At 36.0% G+C, this 20,186-nt stretch carries 14 protein-coding genes, 1 pseudogene and 1 CRISPR repeat array; of the genes and pseudogenes, 4 read left to right on the forward strand and 11 right to left on the reverse strand.

What is annotated here, in order from left to right:
• Positions 1-47: 47 nt before the first annotated feature.
• Positions 48-1,974: a CRISPR direct-repeat array (repeat unit 29 nt; unit sequence CGGTTTATCCCTGTGTGTACAGGGAACAC).
• 84 nt (positions 1,975-2,058) lie between these two features.
• Genes cas2e through casA form a run of 6 tightly spaced genes read right to left on the reverse strand, consistent with a single transcriptional unit; the run spans position 2,059 to position 7,976 of the window.
• Complete coding sequence (gene cas2e / locus ACGH47_RS02450) at positions 2,059-2,352, reverse strand: type I-E CRISPR-associated endoribonuclease Cas2e (RefSeq protein ID WP_220216475.1); 294 nt, start codon at positions 2,350-2,352, stop codon at positions 2,059-2,061.
• Positions 2,353-2,354: 2 nt separating this feature from the next.
• Positions 2,355-3,272 (reverse strand): type I-E CRISPR-associated endonuclease Cas1e, encoded by a 918-nt coding sequence (gene cas1e, locus ACGH47_RS02455; protein ID WP_267351532.1) that lies wholly within the window; start codon positions 3,270-3,272, stop codon positions 2,355-2,357.
• 10 nt (positions 3,273-3,282) lie between these two features.
• Positions 3,283-3,954, reverse strand: coding sequence for a type I-E CRISPR-associated protein Cas6/Cse3/CasE (cas6e, locus tag ACGH47_RS02460; protein WP_411622601.1), 672 nt, complete (start codon positions 3,952-3,954; stop codon positions 3,283-3,285).
• The gene (gene cas5e / locus ACGH47_RS02465) at positions 3,955-4,698 is read right to left on the reverse strand and encodes a type I-E CRISPR-associated protein Cas5/CasD (protein ID WP_411622602.1); all 744 of its coding nucleotides are present in this window, start codon (positions 4,696-4,698) and stop codon (positions 3,955-3,957) included.
• Between the two features lie 12 nt (positions 4,699-4,710).
• Positions 4,711-5,775 carry a type I-E CRISPR-associated protein Cas7/Cse4/CasC gene (gene cas7e, locus ACGH47_RS02470; RefSeq protein ID WP_411622604.1) on the reverse strand — a complete coding sequence of 355 codons (1,065 nt, stop codon included), beginning with the start codon at positions 5,773-5,775 and terminating at the stop codon, positions 4,711-4,713.
• A 5-nt stretch (positions 5,776-5,780) separates the two neighbouring features.
• A complete protein-coding gene (gene casA / locus ACGH47_RS02475; protein ID WP_411622605.1) occupies positions 5,781-7,976 on the reverse strand; it encodes a type I-E CRISPR-associated protein Cse1/CasA in 2,196 nt (731 codons plus the stop codon).
• 869 nt (positions 7,977-8,845) lie between these two features.
• Between casA and ACGH47_RS02480 the strand changes: the two genes are divergently transcribed.
• A complete protein-coding gene (locus ACGH47_RS02480; RefSeq protein ID WP_411622606.1) occupies positions 8,846-9,283 on the forward strand; it encodes a hypothetical protein in 438 nt (145 codons plus the stop codon).
• A 14-nt stretch (positions 9,284-9,297) separates the two neighbouring features.
• Positions 9,298-9,654, forward strand: a complete 357-nt coding sequence (frdD, locus tag ACGH47_RS02485; RefSeq protein ID WP_411622607.1) for a fumarate reductase subunit FrdD — start codon at positions 9,298-9,300, stop codon at positions 9,652-9,654.
• Between the two features lie 52 nt (positions 9,655-9,706).
• On the opposite strand, the gene ACGH47_RS02490 is transcribed toward frdD, so the two are convergent.
• From ACGH47_RS02490 to ACGH47_RS02510, 5 genes are all read right to left on the reverse strand, one after another.
• On the reverse strand, positions 9,707-10,567 hold the full coding sequence (locus tag ACGH47_RS02490; RefSeq protein WP_411622609.1) for a hypothetical protein: 861 nt from the start codon (positions 10,565-10,567) through the stop codon (positions 9,707-9,709).
• Positions 10,568-10,633: 66 nt separating this feature from the next.
• Complete coding sequence (gene yejF, locus ACGH47_RS02495; protein WP_411622611.1) at positions 10,634-12,352, reverse strand: microcin C ABC transporter ATP-binding protein YejF; 1,719 nt, start codon at positions 12,350-12,352, stop codon at positions 10,634-10,636.
• Positions 12,349-13,380: an ABC transporter permease gene (locus tag ACGH47_RS02500; protein WP_411622612.1), complete on the reverse strand. Its 1,032-nt coding sequence runs from the start codon at positions 13,378-13,380 to the stop codon at positions 12,349-12,351. The genes yejF and ACGH47_RS02500 overlap by 4 nt, the downstream gene beginning before the upstream one ends.
• A complete protein-coding gene (locus ACGH47_RS02505; protein WP_411590580.1) occupies positions 13,380-14,468 on the reverse strand; it encodes a microcin C ABC transporter permease YejB in 1,089 nt (362 codons plus the stop codon). The genes ACGH47_RS02500 and ACGH47_RS02505 overlap by 1 nt, the downstream gene beginning before the upstream one ends.
• Position 14,469: 1 nt before the next feature.
• Positions 14,470-16,254, reverse strand: a complete 1,785-nt coding sequence (locus ACGH47_RS02510) for an extracellular solute-binding protein (RefSeq protein ID WP_411622623.1) — start codon at positions 16,252-16,254, stop codon at positions 14,470-14,472.
• 545 nt (positions 16,255-16,799) lie between these two features.
• On the opposite strand from ACGH47_RS02510, the gene cas3 reads away from it, so the two are divergent.
• Positions 16,800-19,493, forward strand: a complete 2,694-nt coding sequence (cas3, locus tag ACGH47_RS02515) for a CRISPR-associated helicase Cas3' (RefSeq protein ID WP_411622614.1) — start codon at positions 16,800-16,802, stop codon at positions 19,491-19,493.
• Positions 19,494-19,818: 325 nt separating this feature from the next.
• A pseudogene (locus ACGH47_RS02520) lies at positions 19,819-20,186 on the forward strand (hypothetical protein); the annotation flags it as partial.

Genomic DNA, 20,186 nt, shown 5'->3' on the forward strand with positions numbered 1-20,186 from the left:
GTATACAGGGAACACTTTATTGAGTGATTTATAGGACTGGGTAGGGTCGGTTTATCCCTGTGTATACAGGGAACACTTTCAGGATCTAATCGAATACCTCTTAAAATTCGGTTTATCCCTGTGTGTACAGGGAACACTAAAAAGGCGACTTTTTTCCCTAAGTCTTGCGCGGTTTATCCCTGTGTGTACAGGGAACACCAATCTGATTCATTATTTCGCTCCCGGTATAACGGTTTATCCCTGTGTGTACAGGGAACACAATATTGATACTATTATTTTTCATAGTTAAGCCGGTTTATCCCTGTGTGTACAGGGAACACGAATTAATCGTCGGAACGTCGAAACAATACGATACGGTTTATCCCTGTGTGTACAGGGAACACGCATTCTAAGATCGGATTATGTGGATTGAGTTCGGTTTATCCCTGTGTGTACAGGGAACACATATTCGATAATATTAACAAGGCATGAAATGGCGGTTTATCCCTGTGTGTACAGGGAACACTCGATTATCTTCAACAAGAATCCATTTTCCATCGGTTTATCCCTGTGTGTACAGGGAACACTTATACAGCTTTGCTTGTGCCTTTAATAACTGGCGGTTTATCCCTGTGTGTACAGGGAACACACCATTTTTTTTATTACTACGCCCGCCTGTGCCGGTTTATCCCTGTGTGTACAGGGAACACAATTTATTGTAACAAAAGATCTTATACTTGATCGGTTTATCCCTGTGTGTACAGGGAACACCAATTGAATTGTCTAAATTTGAAAAATACGTGCGGTTTATCCCTGTGTGTACAGGGAACACCCGTTCGACCACGCGTTCGGCATCAACCATTGCGGTTTATCCCTGTGTGTACAGGGAACACTTTTTTTCTTTTCGCCCTTTGTCATATGTTTCCGGTTTATCCCTGTGTGTACAGGGAACACGTTGGTTTTGCTGTTCTTGCCATTTTATTTGTCCGGTTTATCCCTGTGTGTACAGGGAACACACATCTCCTGCCAATTCCACGAGATTTGGTACCCGGTTTATCCCTGTGTGTACAGGGAACACGCATAATTTAGTAAATATAGAAAGACTACGCCCGGTTTATCCCTGTGTGTACAGGGAACACATTAGTAAAATAGCGTTCGATAAATTGACGTGCGGTTTATCCCTGTGTGTACAGGGAACACAGCCGAGAAACAGCGGCGTAGTCTAGTTCCTGCGGTTTATCCCTGTGTGTACAGGGAACACACCAAATAAACCCTATAAACCGTGAAATATAACGGTTTATCCCTGTGTGTACAGGGAACACTGCAACCAAAGTTAAAGAAGATAAAGAAAAAACGGTTTATCCCTGTGTGTACAGGGAACACTAATGATTTAACATAAGATATTTGAGGAGATCCGGTTTATCCCTGTGTGTACAGGGAACACTTTGCCCACGTTGTTGCATCGGTGGTGAGCCCCGGTTTATCCCTGTGTGTACAGGGAACACAACTCGTCAACGGTTGAATCGGCCGATGTCAGCGGTTTATCCCTGTGTGTACAGGGAACACGTTTAATGTCCCGTCCACTGAATCAGAGAAAACGGTTTATCCCTGTGTGTACAGGGAACACGCTAATCTATCAACGGGTGTTGTGTAACATTCGCGGTTTATCCCTGTGTGTACAGGGAACACATGAAAGCATCGTTAAAAAGTGGTTACGAGGGCGGTTTATCCCTGTGTGTACAGGGAACACAAATTTGGCGAAAACTCAAGCGAATTCAGATACGGTTTATCCCTGTGTGTACAGGGAACACAACTGCATATCGATGCAGCACGTAAACTGGGGCGGTTTATCCCTGTGTGTACAGGGAACACAATCGGTTTGTGTAAAACCCGCTCTTTCACGAGCGGTTTATCCCTGTGTGTACAGGGAACACGACAACCGACTCCTTGGCAGGCATCCCTTTGGCGGTTTATCCCTGTGTGTACAGGGAACACTCTAAACGTAGCTATTTGTTTTATTTAAACTTATAGCGACCACGAAATTCTACCAGATTTTTTTAATTTTTAAAGAACTTTAACTTATTGATTTTCAATAGGTAAAAAAGATACCAACCTGAGTCCATCGAGTTCTACCGGCACTCTTCTGTTAGTACCATAAGTTTGGAAGTCAAATCCAGACTCAGTATTGGTTGCCCAAGCAAGTACAACATTCCCTTCTTCAGCAAGCTCGATGATTTGTTGCCAAATCATCTCCCTTACCGGTCTGGAAATATCACCTATGTAAACACCAGCTCTGATTTCTAATAACCAAATAGCTAAGCGTCCTCTTAATCTAGGTGGGACATTTTCAGTCACCACAACACACATACTCATGATTAATGGCTCCTAAAGCCACTATCGGCAAGTGATTGAGGTTCTGGAATCGCAGGTGGTAGTACATCATCAGGAGGCGGTGGAGGTTCAATACCTCCAGCGGATAATACCTCTTCAATCAGTGGAATTAATGTCGTCAATGTTTTTTGACTTCTAAAAATATCGCGACAAGCAATGCGCACTTCACGATCAGGGTCAGCTCTATTTTTAGCTGCAATTTCAAACGCTTTGGGTACCACTGTATCAAATTTTATAATATCTGCGATATCATAAACAAACGAGAGCGGTTTTCCGCTATGCACAAAACCGATAGCTGGTGCATAACCAGCTGCCAAAACCGCTGCTTCGGTAATACCATAAAGACAAGAAGTAGCAGCACTGATACATTGATTGACCGTATCACCTTTTTGCCAATCTTTGGGATCATATTTACGTCCATGCCACTTAACACGATACTTTTTGGCTAGTAATGCATAAGTTGCACGTACACGAGCGCCTTCAACACCTCGTAATTGTTCAATAGAACGTCGGCTAGGAGCCGGCTCACCAAATCGCAGTTCAAACATTTTTTTGACAACTTTTAGACGAAGTTCATCATCCAAAGCTAATTTTGCTTGATAAAGTAATTTGTCCGAACGGGCTCCCCCAGGTTGACCTGTCGAATACATTCTGACGCCAGCCTCACCTACCCAGACTAACAGTGTCCCCACAGTTGCGGCTAATCTAACCGCTGCATGTGATACTCGTGTACCGGGTTCAAGCATGATACAAGCAATAGAACCAACGGGAATGTGGGTTCTAACGCCTGTTTTATCTATTAATACAAAAGCACCATCTAAAACATCAATTTGTCCATATTGTAGGAAGATCATTGATGTTCTATTTTTTAAAGGAATAGGATTCAGTGGAACATACACCATATCAAATATCCTATTGACAGTGTTTGATTAAAAATAGTCCACAGCCAAATCCTTTGCTTTTACCAATACCTTGATAAAGTGTAGCTAAAAATAGTTTTGGATCAGTAACAGTTAAAACCCCTTCAAAATCAACACTACTATAACTAATAGGTTCAAGTTCTGACTTTTTATTAAGCAGATGTTGGTTGTAACTGATAACATTACAGCAGACTGCTGAATGATTATTTTGCTGTAATGAAAATCCACACTTTTCACTTTGCTTAATCAACCAATCTATGGCCGCTTGATATTGCTGAGCTTTGATCTCATTCGATGATAATCCCTGTTGTTTAGCCTGATACTTAGCGTTCATCATCACATCACATCGTTTTCCTTGTTTCATGACAACAGGATTGGCACGTAATAAAAAACTTAACTTCATGCCTGTTGTTAATTGTGGTGCATAATGTTTTGTATCAACTTTAAATAACCCATGATTGGCAAGCGGTGCAACTTCAGATAAAAGATAAAACAGAGGTTTTTTAGTCTTCTGATCTTTATGAAATAAAAAAGAACGTTTATTTTCATCAGGAAACAGTTGCCATAACCATTGATGCATAGCATATTCACCAGCAGACCACCATTTTTGTTGCATCACATAAGGAAGCCGTTCAAGTTTTAGCTCGACTTTCGAAAAATACATCTATTCGCTCCTTTTTAAGTGTCCTGTATATTGCTGACGATTGATAAATTGCCAACGCTTCCGATTAATGGGCTGATCTTGTCGAAGTTGTATTTTAATTACGTCAAAATGCGCTTCTTGATCAGGATGATCCCAGTAATATTCGTTAGCATCACTATCAATTAAATCTTTAAGGATTGAATCACATTGGTGATATTGACGATAATGGTCATCAGCGAAGACAAAAGCATCATTAAGCTCACCTTCATAAATCACCGGCGCTAATGGCAATGACAATGGCGAGTTTTTCCTGCCCACATAAAGTGGAAAGACAGGCGTTAATAATGCCTGCTTTATCTGCTCTACAGAATAAGGGGCGCTTTTTGTTTCGGTAATAATAATTTGATAATAGACATCGTTGTAATATTCACGCTTGGTAAGTAGAGTTTCAAGATCTTGAGGATTACGACGTATTTCATCATAACGTGTGTAAAATACGTCTTTTTTATTCGCTTTTGGCATCTGAACAGTATGAAAATCACTAAACCAATGACTCTTATCAACAAAAGGGCGAACTGCAACATGATAATGCTGATTGAAAGCATCAATACACTCATCATTACGCCGAATACCTAATGCTGCCGCCAAAAAACCTAATACAGCCGAGCGGGAAGGAATAATATTGCTGTGGCGAACTTCGCCAACAGCCGGTTCACCCCACGATGTAAGCGGTGCATAAATCTGAAAAATAAGATGTTTTATCATCTTGACCGCTCCTTATTTTTGCGCAACAAACGTTAATGCAGCAGCAAGTGTTCCTTCTCCACTTTCAATATTGAGTTTGTAGCGATCATCAGCACATTGGCCATAAACTTGATCAAACTTATTCAATTGTTGCTCTAATCTTGTAATAGCATCATTCACCATATCTTGGCTGTGGATGGGATTGAAATAAGCAACAGCAAGTGAACGTGGTTGCTGAGTACCTTTTTCAATCAATAAATAAGAGGTATAAGCACGTGATGCAAAGCTATTTTGCATACCAGTTGGCGCCACTTTGGCAGCAGATTCGGTTAATGCTTTTAGTGTTTTTTCAACCAATGCTTCATCACCATTTAAGTTATCAAGAAGTAAATCACGACTAATACAGATATAAGTATAAAACAGCGCCGAGGCAAATCCACGATCACCTAAGTGGGCAGAGCCAGCATCTTGTTGTTTATTGTTTAAATCATCAACAGCAGTAAAAAAATCACTTTCGACCGCAACAGCACTCACACTCAAAGCATGGGAAACTTGACATGCAGCATCCACATTAAATGCAGGACTGTCCGCTAACATTCGACCAAACAGGGCTATGTCAACACTGCTATTTTGTTTGCGTAAAAGTTTAACTTCGTCATCTGTTGGAACCCTTTTTTCGCTAATCAATTGTTTAACTAACGAGGCAATTGCTTGTTGTTCATCGTTACTGATATGGACTAACTGTTCAATTTCGATATTAGTCAGTGGATCTTTTGGTTTTTTTTCATTTTTAAGTTTACCAAATTGTCCTGCAATTTTAATGGCACTTTCTTTGGCTATTTTTTCAGAAATTCCGTGTTTATCCATCGGATCATATACCCAATCTTTTGCAAACTGACGCGAACGCACACCAATATGATCACTTAAAGATTGATAAAAACAATCTGAGGTACGCCATGCTCTTTTTAAACTTTGAGAAGAAATCCGTAGACGATTGCTATTACCCATTACAGCGGTTTTAGGTCGTCCAAAGCTATCACGATTTAAATTAGAAGGGGCATAAGCCGTTAGTAAATGTAATTGAATAAATGTACTCATATTAATTATTCCTTTGATGGTTTTTTAGTTGAGTTGTAATCCATTGCCCAACGAACAGAAAGACGTTTAAATGGATCAGTATTAGAAGGTAAATTTTGTTGACGTTCATGCCACTCTCTTACCCATAAAAAGATGCCATCAGCCAACGAAAAGAGATTGACACCATTTTTACCCCGTATTTTTATCGCTTGAATTAAGAGATAACAAAACTCTTCGGGCGTTTGGCTGGCTAAAAGTTGTTCGAAGCATAAACGAGATAAAAAGTTACGTTCACCACCTCGAACTTTTTCACTTAATTGTGATGCAAAAGGGGCATTAGCATTGTTGGAATCGGCAAATGATGCAACCCAGGAAAAATAAACTAATGCTTGTTGATGAATCTGGTCATCATTGAATGCATTATCTTGATCAACCAAAGCTTGATTTAAAATACGATAGCCTTCTTGAGAGAATATTTCATAAAAGTCCGTTACATGACGTAGATTTGCACGTAATTGTCTTCCATTGTAGGTACCCCCATTAAATCCATATTGCCGTTGTTGTAACATCGAAAACCAATCATCAATAATTATTTTGTGGTTTTCTTTGAGTATAATCGACTTTTTCATAAAACTGTTAGACATCTTGTTCTCCATTTTACAAGCAAGGTTATTTGCTATTTTTATTTTCTTGAAATACGTAAGTTTATAAAAATTAGAAAACAACTCTTCTCTGGCACTGAATTGAATACAAACTTCTTGATTCGTTTTATTATTCTTAAGGTATTTAAAAGGTTGATTGGGATCGCCAAAAGCAGCTTTATCATAAACTTGGATAATATAATCTAATAATGTCTTAGCCCAATCAACTAACAATGGTTGCCGACCACTGGAATTATCTTTTTGTTCAATCAATTGTTTTACAAACTGATAAAATGGCAATTCAGTCTCCTTCCAAAAGGCAATTTCAAGGATATCTGACTGCTTATTGATTGTCGTCATCGCTTTACTCAAAATCGGAAATGTATCTTTACTGAGTGCTAAAACTTGAGCGATTATCTCTTTTAAATCACTGTTAGGATCCGCCAAATCTGGGTACACAGGGAATGTGTGTTCATACCAACAACGGGCTTTCATATTGTCGAAATCGTAACCAAAACACCATAAATGATAGTGTTGTTTATCTTTAAAGTTTCGATCAAGATGAGTGGTAACCACTCTAGCCGAATGCATATCATCATTGGCACTTACCATACCTAACCAATCTCGATATACTAAGCCACCCGGTTGCCCTTTAATCGCAAGTTGCTCGCCGGTCTTTTTATTTGTGCGATAGGGCGTTAGTGGATGTAGCCAATGTTGATATTGAATGCCATAATTTTTAGTTTGATATTGGGTAATCAGTTGTGTTGAGGTTTCACCACAAATGTCACATTGCCCTTGCTCAGTTTGATGGAAATCTAACTCAATTCGCCGAGGCATTCCCCAAAAAGATTGGCAGTAATTAGCTTGATCAGGAAATAGACTTAAATTTTTTGGTGGTTCACTGGTCTTTGTCGGGGCTAACCAAGGAAAGACTGATGCATCAAACTGCTGTGGTCTTTCTTCATCATCTAAAGGGATCACATTCAACCACAATTTTTTCCATAATGGTGTCGGTTTATTCAGTTCTGGCATGATTAAGGTCGTGATAGGCCCTCCACCACGCAAACTCACTCGATGTCCTTGACCACCCGACGGAGCATTAGTTTGCAACGTAAACAGCGCCATAGCAGCACAGTGTGGGCACATTGCCTTGACGAAATCTCGTTTAATAAAGTGATCGGTATTTCGTTTTAATGCATTCTCGCCCGGGGCTTCAATTAATAAACCCGATATAGGTACTTTATTTCTTCCATCTAACAGTGCAAAATCTTGCATAAAAGAAGGTTTTGTTGCGCCAAATTGCATGGCAGTTCTGACTTGTTCAAACGCTTCGGTTAGTTGTTGTAATGAAAAACCATTATTCCAATATTCTCGCCACTCTGAATTATCTTCGGGCGATAGTGTGGTTTGTAATAAACCAATAAGAAACTGGTAAGCCGCACCTTGAAAATCGGGTCTTAAATAAGCTAAATCTGAAATGGTTTCATCAACCAGTTGGCTGGGTTGAATTTTACTAAGGTGACCATCGAAATGAACAACCGGTATCCATTTTTCGTCTAATAAAGATAAAGAAGACAAACTTTTACTCCTTAATTTCGTATAAAATCGATGTTACGATCTGATACCGATTATCGTTTTCAGATCGTAAAAAATCAACACATTAAAAATTTGATTTGTTGATTTCAAAACTGAATGTATAGCTGCGATTTTTATTTTTATCTGTTTTTTTTCTGAATCTAAAAACCAATGATATTTTTTTAAAAAAGCTGTTATTTAGGATTTTAATTAAATATAGTAATAGAAAAAGAATTTTTATAATATTCATATAACTTTATTTCCTTTAATTTAAAATATAAGTAATTCCAGTACACTCAACAAATGCAAATTTATAGAGATTACATGCAACTATTGGCTATCTTGTAACCAACCATGATTAATATACTACAATAAAAAATCATTGCAACAAAAAAATCAAAGGCAGAAGATAAAAATACAAATTTTTTTTAAATTACTATCTCAGTATCTTTTATGATATAATATCTAATGTTCCTTATATTAATAGGGTTAAACCAGCAGAAGATAAAAATTACAATCAGTTCCCCACTACCGTGGGGATTTTCATATTAAAAAACAAATTAACCTTATTTAACCAAATAATTACATATTTTACGATAAATTAATATTAAAAATGTGATCCACTACAAATTTTTAAAAAATTTGCATTTAATAGCTTGTATTATTTATTAATTTAATCTTTTCTTGCATAGCTTTCTAATAATTAAAATCACGCACATTATGTGCAACCTTAGAACGATAAAATCTTTAACATTACTTATATTAAACTAGCGACATCAAGTCGGTTTGCCACTATAATTGCTTGTTAAAAGCTATTATGAAACTGATATAAAATGTAAAAGCTGGTAGATAAATCTAATGTTGAGAGAGTTATGAATCCTAAAAATAACACTAAATTTCCACTAAATAATCATCAAAATCCCCTAGACAATCCTCATCAGCTTGATAATGGGCTGGTAAAAACCAAGGTATCCTTGATTTTTTCGATCATTAGCAAAATAACGCCGTTTTCAATGTTATGGATCAGTTTTGTTTTAACTTATGGGGTTGTTTGTATGTACACGAATGCGGTTGGACAAGATGAGTTTTACCGCTTTATCTTCTTTTTACAAAAACCCGTTGTGGTTGCACTTAATTGTGTAGCACTCTTGTCGGCACTGTTACATAGCATAATATGGTTTATCAAAGTCGCTAAAGCATTATCATTAACGACTGATAATAAGCAAACTCAAGCTTGGTTACTTATCGCTTGTTTATGGATAATCACAATTGCCGTATCAGTGTTATTAATTAAATTGATATTAAGATGAGTGGTGTTTAAATCATGAAAATTCAAGAATCAGAAACTAAACGTTCGAATAATACTGTTATAAAAGGATTATATGCCTTAGGCGGTACGTGGGCTGCTGTTTTTGTTCCGGTTGTGATGATTATCATTGGAATGATTATTCCTTTTGGTGATGCCCAAACACGTTCCTATATTTTAAAATTAGTTAGTAGCGAACCGGGTAAAATCTTTTTGCTGTTGATGATATGCTTACCCATTTGGTGCGCATTACAACAAATTTTAACTATTTTGCACCAGTTTAATATTCATCCTAAACGTGAAAAACTGTTAACTTTTGGTTTGGCGCTGGCATGGACGATTCACGCTATTTTTATTTTGTTTGTCAGAACATAATAATTGAAATTGCAATTAGCGTTATTAGATGATAACGCTAATGGTTTCAAGATTAATAATAAGTGATTTGTCTAACGATGTTTACTTGCTTATCTGGTTGAAGTTTATTTACTCTATTTGCCGAAAGCCAATCTTTTTTATCATTGACGGTGAGTAATTGAGTTAAATAGTTAGCTGACTCCTTACCGTCTGTAAAATTAGTAGATTGAATTGACGTTAAGCGATTATTTTCATATTGATAAGAAAAATCACTTTCATTGCTTAAACCATTACTAAATTGAGTCACGACTTTTGCGAGTTTTTGATCTTGATATTCATACGTAAATAATGAAACACCATTCAAATCATTACCGGTATAGTTACCCTGCTCATCCGTTTCTTTAAGTTGCCAGTGCACATTTTTATTAACCAAACAATGATTGGTATCATATTGATAACTATCATTTTGAATAAAAATAAAATCAACCGCTTTTTTAACTTGATGAGACTGAATAATTTTACCGTCTTTATCAGTCGTAAACTGAGTTATACTGTTAGTTTTATCTTCAAAATCTTCGATAATATTTTCCCAACCAGTATTTATTTTTTGGAGATGTTCAGAATATAATCGTTTGTTTTGAGCAGAATACAGCTCATAATGACTTAACGTAATTAGTCCGTTTGGATCATATTCTAATGAATGATTGGCATTCGTTTCATTCTCCTGCATACCTATTTTTTGGGTCGTTGTCGTTCTGATTTCTTGCTTTATTCCCGTTGCTGGTGTATCAAGATAATCATAAAGTTGGAAGATATAATTATTGGCTTCAACTTGATTTTGAGTAATATCATCACGACAATTCAGCGCTAAGACATTAGTTGAAAACAATATGGATAATGGTGCGATAAAAAAAGGTAGTCTTCGTTTTTGCATAATTTATTGATAAAGTTAATTTAAGATAATTTTTAAAAATGCGTGTTAATGCGTTAATTTTTATCATTACTCTTTTCGCATCAACAACGCGTCTGCCCAATTGACTTGATTTTTTAGTTTTTTATTTTCTTTTTCTTCTTGCTCATTGATTTTATCTAAATAAATCAGTGTTTTATTTTTTGCTTTTAGCTTCATCGGTTTATCGAAAAAAGATAACAATGTTTTTGTATATTCATTTTCAGGTTCAGAAAAGACTTTTTCACACAATCCTTGTTCGACAATTTTTCCTTCTTTCATAACAACAACATGATGACACATAGTATAAAGTACGCTTAAATCATGGCTGATAAAAAGATAACTTAGTTGATACTTTTGTTGCAATGATTTAAGTAAATGGATAATTTGTTGCTGAATTGTATGATCTAAAGATGAGGTTGGCTCATCTAAGATGAGTAATTCTGGTCGTAAAATCAATGCTCTGGCAATAGCAATGCGCTGACGTTGCCCTCCTGAAAACTCTGTTGGATAGCGAAAACGCATAGCTGGATCAAGACCAACTTCAAGCATGATATCAATCACAGCCTGTTCACGTTCAGATTTACTTAGTTTTTTATGGGTTAACAATCCTTCACTAATAATCTGCTCAACATTAAAACGAGGGTTAAGCGATGAAAAAGGATCTTGAAACACCACTTGAATACGACTACGGAACGGGAGTAATTTTTTAGCGGTTAAATGATCAATATGGTGACCATCAAATAAAATATCGCCGTCAGATTTTATTAACCGAAGTATCGCCATTGCCGTTGTGCTTTTACCTGAGCCTGATTCACCAACCAGCCCCACGGTTTCCCCTTGATGAATGACAAAACCGACATTATCAACAATTTTTTTCTTTTTACTGCTAAATAAGCGTTTTTGCGTTGTCACCTCAACATTTAGATGATTAACACTAAGCAGTATCCCCGGTGTTTCAGGTAAAACGATAGGTTCACCACTTGGTTCAGAGTTTAATAATGTTTGAGTATATGGATGTTGCGGACGTAAAAAGATACGTTGTTTATTATTATATTCAACGATTTGACCTTGTTGCATTACCGCCACTTTATCCGCTAATTTTTTTACAATACTTAGATTATGCGAAATAAATAGCATACTCATATTCAGTTCTGTTTTTAATTCTTTTAGTAACTGAATAATTTGCGCCTGTACAGAAACGTCTAAAGCCGTCGTTGGTTCATCAGCAATTAATAGTTTAGGATGTGTTAATATTGCCATAGCAATCATAACACGCTGCCTTTCTCCCCCCGATAATTGATGAGGATAAGATGACAATTTATTTTTAGGCTCTTTGATTCCAACCCGATCGAGATATTGTAATATTTCGCTTCTGGCTTCGTTACGTCGCATGCCTCGATGCAATGACAAAACTTCATAAAGCTGCTTTTCAACAGTATGCAATGGATTAAGAGATACCATTGGTTCTTGAAAGATCATGCTGATTTGATTACCTCGTACTTTACGAAGTGATTTTTCACTGGCATGCAGTAATGAGTTTCCTTCAAACAAAATGTCCCCAGTTGGGTAAATCACTTGTTCGTTACGCAATAAGCGTAGAATTGACAGTGCCGTCACACTTTTACCCGATCCTGATTCACCAACTAATGCAAGTGTCTCTTGTTCATGAATATCAAAACTGATATGACTGACCACTTGCGAAGTGAGATGAGCTTGTCTTTTAAATGCAATACTTAAATCTTGTACAGATAATAAAGGTAAACTCATCGATACACTCCTTTGTTTGGATCAAATGCATCCCTTACGGCTTCACCAATAAAAATCAGAAGGGAAAGCAACGTTGCAATAATTAGAAAAGCGCTAATACCAAGCCATGGTGCTTGCAAATTATTTTTGCCTTGTAGTAATAAACGGCCTAACGATGGTGAATCAATCGGTAAACCAAAGCCTAAAAAATCAAGCGATGTTAATGTGGTAATTGAGCCACAAAGAATAAACGGTAAATAGGTTAAAGTTGCCACCATGGCATTAGGTAAAATATGACGAAACATAATTTTATAATTTCTAACGCCCATTGCTTTTGCTGCACGGATATAATCAAAATTACGTGTACGTAAAAATTCTGTTCTTACTATGCCAGCTAATGCCATCCAACCGAACAAAACAGTAATACCTAGTAACCACCAAAAATTAAGCGGTAAAATGCTTGCAAGAAGAATAATGACAAATAGGACAGGTAATCCGCTCCAAATTTCGATGAAACGTTGCCCAATCATATCGACTTTACCACCATAATACCCCTGTATAGCCCCAATGATGATGCCGATAATCGAGGTAAAAAGTGTTAAAAGAATGGCAAAAAACATCGATATGCGAAAACCATATAAAATATTAGCTAAAACATCAAAACCTGCATCTGTTGTCCCTAGCCAATGCAATGCAGAAGGTGGCGTCGGAAAGGTACTGTTAGTATCGTAAATTAATGTATTATAGGTATAACGAAAAGGCGGCCATAACATCCAACCGTTTTGTTCTATTTTTTCTTGTATTTGAGGATCTAAAAAGTTAGTTTGCGTTTCAAACTGTCCACCAAATTCAGTTTCCGGATAAAAATGAAAAATAGGTGAATAATAGTTATTCTGGTATTTGATAAAAATTGGTCTGTCATTAACGATAAAATCTGAAAATAAACTAATAACAAAAAAAATCAAAAATAGCCAAAGCGAATAATAACCACGACGATTATGTTTAAATCGTTGCCAACGTTGTTGATTAATAGAATAGTGAGTGGTCATTAATTACGAGCCTCAAAGTCAATACGTGGATCAATCACCATGTAAGATAAATCACATAACAATTTAGTGATGAGTCCAATTAAGGTAAATATATAAAGTGAACCAAAAATTACCGGATAGTCACGTTGTATAATCGCTTCGTAGCCTAATAATCCTAGACCATTAAGCGAAAAGATAATCTCTATTAACAACGAGCCGGTAAATAAAATGCCAACAAATGCAGCAGGAAAGCCTGAAACAATCAATAATGTCGCATTACGAAAAACATGCTTATATAAAATTTGTCTTTCGCTTAAGCCTTTAGCACGCGCAGTAATAACATACTGTTTTCGAATTTCATCTAAAAATAGATTTTTTGTTAACATCGTCAACGAAGCAAAACCGCTGATCACCATAGCAATGGTTGGTAAGCAGATATGCCAAGCATAATCCTTTACTTTTCCCCAAAAATCGAGTTGGTCAAAATTATTTGAAATCAATCCTCGAAGCGGAAAAATATCCCAATAACTGCCACCGGCGAACAATACAATTAATAAAACAGCTAGTAAAAAAGCGGGTATTGCATAACCAATGATAATTAACATACTTGACCAAAAATCGAATGCAGAACCATCTTTAACCGCTTTACGAATACCTAAAGGGATAGAAATCATATAAACGATTAACGTACTCCAAAGCCCTAAAGAAATCGAAACAGGCAAGCTTTTAGCAATCAATCCTAAAACCGATTCACTTTTAAAAAAACTATTACCAAAGTCAAAGGAAAGATAATTTTTGAGCGTATCAATGTAACGTTCAAAAAGGGGTTTATCAAAGCCAAATTGTTTTTCAATCATCGCCACAACTTGGGGATCAAGTCCTCGAGCACCTCGATAATTTGACTCATTTTTTTGATGCAGCGAAGATGATGCAGTGCTTTCACCACCGGGTAACAAACTTTGTCCACCATTGGCATCATTTTCTATCATAGCTAAGGCTTGATCAACTGGGCCACCTGGAGCTACTTGTACAATAAAAAAATTGATCGTTAAAATAACAAACAGTGTTGGAATAATGAATATCAATCGACGAATTAGATAATTGAGCATATCAATGTTCCTTATTCTTAGATAAATTAGCTGCTTTATCAGCATCATACCACCAACTATCCACGCCTATTGCATAAGTGGGTTGGATGTCTGGTTGCCCAAATTTATTCCAGTAAGCATAAAATGTTTGGCTATTATACCACATGGGGATCATGGGGTATTCTTGAGTAAGAATACGATCAAGCGCTCGTCCTAGTGGGATTAATGCTTCTTGATTATCGACATTCTTGGTGATTTCGGCGATGATACCGTCAATGGCTTGATTATGTAAACCTGATCCATTCCATGACGAATTAAGATATTCACTCCCCCAAAGAATCATCAGATCTGACGTTGGATAATTCACTGCCCCATAATTACGAGCCATCATATCATAATCACGTTCACGCATACGGCGTAAGTGTTGAGCCGAATCTAACAACGTAATTTTCATATTAATACCTAATTTTGCTAAGCTTTGCTGAAATGGAATAGCATATTTAATATCTTCACCAAGGTAAGCAATAAGTTCAAATTCAAAAGGTTGCTTAGTTTTTGCATTGACAAGCACGCCATTTTCAATTTTCCAGCCAGCTTGATTGAGTAATTGAGTGGCTTTTAATAAATTTTCACGATTAAATCCCTGACCATCACTTTTAGGCAATGAATAAGTATCACCAAATGCACGTTCGGGGATAATATCTTTATAGATATTCAGCCATTTTAGTTCTTGTTCGGTAGGTATTCCTTTTGCAGCATAAATTGTATTTTCAAAAAAACTGGTTGGTCTTTTATAACTGTTATAGTAATAAGCACGATTTAACCACTCAAAATCGAATGCTGACGTAATCGCTTCACGAACTTTAATATCTTTAAACAGATCTTTTTGTAAATTAAAGGCTAACCATCTTGTATCGGTGGCAGTTTTTATCGGCTTTTCCTGCTTGATGATATCGTTTGTGTCAAAATAATGGCCTTGATGTTGCGTAAACCAATTCTTAGGTTGAGACTCGCCCCGAAAATCATATTCACCGGCTTTAAAGGCTTCTAATGCAATACTGCTATCCATATAGTACTCAATGCGTTTTTCATCAAAATTATCTAAACCTCGATTAACGGGTAAATCTTTCGCCCAATAATGAGGATTACGCCGATAAATCACATATTGCCCCATTTTATAATCACTAATTAAGTAAGGCCCACTGCCAACCGGTGGGGTCGTTAAGGGTTCTGAAAAATTATGATGTTGCCAAAAATGTTTTGGAATAACTCGCATACTGCCGACAAATGAAAGTAATTTTTCACGATCGGATTTTGGCAATTCAATACGAACTCGATAAGTATCTAAAGCCTTAACCGTCACGCCTTGATTACTGACTTTATATTGAGGCACACCTTCAGTCATAAATTTATTAAAGGTAAATTCCACATCTTCAGCGGTTATTGGCTGATCATCTTGAAAACGCGCATTAGGATTAATTAAAACTTCAGCCCAGCGGTAACTATCAGAATAAGTAATCGACGTTGCTATCAATGGATAAAAGCTGGTGATATCATCTGCGGTATTCGTAAAAAGGGTATCATATAGTGCACCTGAATTTTTTTCGGGCGCACCACGACTGGCATAGCGATTGAAATTATCAAACGAACCAATCTCAGCTAGTTTAATAATTCCACCTTTTGGCGCATTTGGATTCACATATTCTAAATGTTCAAAATTGTCAGGATATTTAGGTTCGCCTAATAACGAAAAAATAGTTTTATGATAAATCTGTTCGTTCGTTTGAACGGCGTTGCGCACTGCCATTTGCTGACGACTATCTGAAGACTGTTCAGCTGCTTGTGACGCTTGTTGAGTTGTTTTGTCTTCTGTTTGATTGGCATTAACAGATTGAGGAATAATAACAAATCCACTCATACAACAAGCAATGAGTACTGATTTTATTTTGGGTTTGATTTGACGAATCATCCTAATTTAATTCCTGTTTTAATCAATTTTAAATTTATTTGTTAGCGCAAAATTTTATTGTCATCGATAATGACTAAAATTATTTACCCTCATCATTTAAAATATTCTATTTTGCAAAACTACAATTAAGTGAGCAAAATCTAAATATTAGCACTAAATTCACCCAGTACAACAACCATTATAATCTGACTAATTAATTAATCATCAAAAAAGTTTAACATTTACTTTATGTTTCAGTATAAAAGATTTTGTTTCATTTTTATACTAAACAGATTATATTAACAAACTAAATTTTTCAAAATTTAATGAAAATTATTAAGTTAAATAAGTTTGAATAAAAAAACGGACTAAAACAGTAGCAAAACAATCAAGGAATACATTTAGTGACTCAGCCATTTTATCAATATTGGGGCAAATGCCATCAAAGTTCTGACAACAGTAGTTATCACTTACTTGCTTACCATAACTTAGATGTCGCCGCGTGTGGTTATCAAATAGTTAAACAAAATTTATTTAACTCTTCACAATTATTTGAACAAATTGGTTTTTCTGCAAAAGATATCGATCAAGCAGCGCTTTGGTTTGCTTATTTTTTAGCTTGGCATGATATTGGTAAATTTGCGAATGGATTCCAAGCATTATTTAAACACAATCAACCGCAGCTTGTCAGCGTCGATCCATCTAAAAGCTATAATTCTAGACATGATTCGCTTGGTTTTTGGTTATGGAATAACTCACTTAAACACCAACCAAACCTTAAGCTTGAACAACATAGTGAAGATATTGATGAATTATATGACACATGGCTGCTTATTATGACGGGACATCATGGCAAGCCACCAGAACGAGAAGCTTATGGTAATTTATCATTTAATGAACAAGATAAACAATCGGCTTTAGACTATATTATCGCACTGAATCAATTGTTTATTGTCGATAACAATCTAGCACACTATGCTTGTCATTTTTTTGATATAAATTATCATAAAAAATTAAAACAAATAAGTTGGTTAATTGCGGGTTTAACCGTAATCAGTGATTGGCTTGGTTCAAATGAACAATTTTTTCCGTTTTGTTCACAGCCCATGGCACTTGATGAATATTGGCACAATCATGCGATGTTGAAAGCAGAAAAAGCCATTGCCACTTTACCAACAGCCTCACCAATCACTCCTTTTAGTGATATTAAAAATTTGTTTCCTTTCATTGAAAAACCAACACCACTACAGCAACAAGCGTTAACCTGTCAACTTTCTGATAATGGTGCAGAGCTTTTTATTATGGAGGATGTGACGGGTGCAGGAAAAACGGAAGCGTCAATGATTTTAGCACATCGGCTTATGACAGCTAAAAAAGCACAGGGTATCTATATCGGCTTACCAACACAAGCAACAGCTAATGCTATTTATCAACGTACCGCTCAAGTCTACGAACAATTATATCAAGCTGATAGCCATCCTTCGCTGGTACTGGCTCATGGCTCTAGCTATATGAATCCGCATTTTACTCAAACAATTTTAAATCACGATGAAATTAGCCAGCAAAAATACCCTAAAGGTGAACAATCAGTGAGTGGAGAATGTAATGAATGGTTTGTTGATACTCGAAAAAAATCGTTATTAGCTGAAGTAGGAGTTGGCACGTTAGATCAAGCGTTAATGGCAATTATGCCTTTCAAACATCAATCGTTACGTTTATTAGGATTACGCCATAAATTACTGATATTAGACGAAGTTCATGCTTATGACAGTTACATGGTAAAATTACTCGAAAACTTATTACATTACCATGCGTTACAAGGTGGCAGTGTTATTATTTTGACAGCAACATTACCTTTATTTCTGCGTCAAAAACTACTCGATGCCTTTTATAAAGGCTTAACTGGCAACAAACAAGCTTTAGAATTAGAACAGTCATTACCTTTTCCACTTATGACACAGCTTAATCATAACGGCTTAGTTAAACAAGCGATTGAAACCCGACAAGAAGTTAAACGCCAAGTAAATATCGAATGGATTAACCATATTGAAGCAGGTATAGACAAAATCGGTAAAGCAATACAACAAGGTAAAATTATTTGTTGGATCAAAAACAGTGTACAAGATGCAATTAGTCTATATCAACAAGTTCAACTCAATTTACAACTGGATCATACACAAATCCTACTTTTTCATAGCCGTTTTGCGTATTGTGACCGTTTGGAAATTGAAGAAAAAACATTACAATGGGCTGGAAAAACATCGAATCATCAAATTCGTGCAGGAAAAATCATTATAGCAACGCAAGTGATTGAACAATCCTTGGATCTTGATTTTGATGAAATGATCAGCGATATTGCCCCGATAGATTTATTGATACAACGAGCTGGACGTTTACAACGGCATGTTCGCGATAAACAGGGTAATATCAAGTCATATGATGCAAAAAATCAATCGTTTGATGAACGCCATCCCCCTACCCTAACCGTGCTTGCCCCAGATTGGCAAACTGAACCTAACGCGAATTGGCTTGACGATCCAGCCTTTCGAAATACCAGTTATGTTTACGCTAATCCGGCTCATTTATGGTATACCCAAAAGACACTATCCGAGAAAGGTTGCATTAAAATGCCGGATGATGCAAGGCAATTAATTGAATCCGTTTATGAACAAGATCTTGAACCACCAGCAGGATTACAAAAAGGTTATCATGGTGCTCAAGGGGCTAATTTAAGTAAATCGTCTATCGCCAATCAAAACGTATTAAATTTGAATGAAGGTTATAAGCGTGATTCAAAAATGGGATGGGATAACGAAGTCGAAGTGGCGACTCGTTTATCAGAAGATAGTGTTGATATCTATTTAGCTTATCAACAAAATGAAAAAATTATTCCTTACTGTAGTCATAGTGAATATGCCTGGGAGCAAAGTCGAATTTCGCTAAGACGTGCAAAATGGGAAAAAATCAAAAATCAGATCCCTCAACTTGATCAAACGAGTTTAGAAAAACTCAGACAACAAATACATAGACCAACAGCGATAATTGTTTTACTCAATGAAAAATCAGACTTTTATTCTAAAAAGTTGGGGTTTATATAAATTAAATTGAAAACAATCTAACAATGAAAATTATAATTAGTTATAAAAAATAAATTTTTATACATCTCTGCTGTATATTAAATCTTTTTTATAAATCCTTATTCAAGCTAAAATCAAAATAAAACTTACAAAAATTTATTCATACAATTCTATGATCAACTTCAAAAAAACACAAAAAAACCATTGACTGTCCAAAAATAACACGTATTTTGTTTATATAGGTTAGTTAATCATTTACATATAATTACATTTATAAACACAAGTTTACTTTTTTAAAATGAAGTTAGGTTGGAAAGTAGTATTTTAAATGCAAAATAAGGATAATATGATGAATTTACAGGAGCTATTGACCGAGAGTGCTTCATCGTTAATTGAAAACTCAGCGCAAAATAATTATTCCCTTTCAATTGATGGTGTAGATTTACTGACAACAATATCAATATTATCACTTGAAGGTAAAGAAGAATTAAACCAACCATGGCAATATACATTTCATTTTACCAGTCCAAATAAGCATATATCCATTGATTCGATACTTAATCAAACCGCATCGCTTACTTTTCATCCTCGTCAATTACCTTTAAAGTTAACTCAGATCAGTTCCCTTGATAAGCTCGATAAATCAAGAACAATTTACGGTGTTATCACAGAGTTTAGCCTTGTTTCAATGAGTAAAGACGAAGCGCATTATTG

The organism is Gilliamella sp. CG16, from assembly GCF_046635785.1.
In the GTDB taxonomy this organism is placed as follows: domain Bacteria; phylum Pseudomonadota; class Gammaproteobacteria; order Enterobacterales; family Orbaceae; genus Gilliamella; species Gilliamella apicola_I.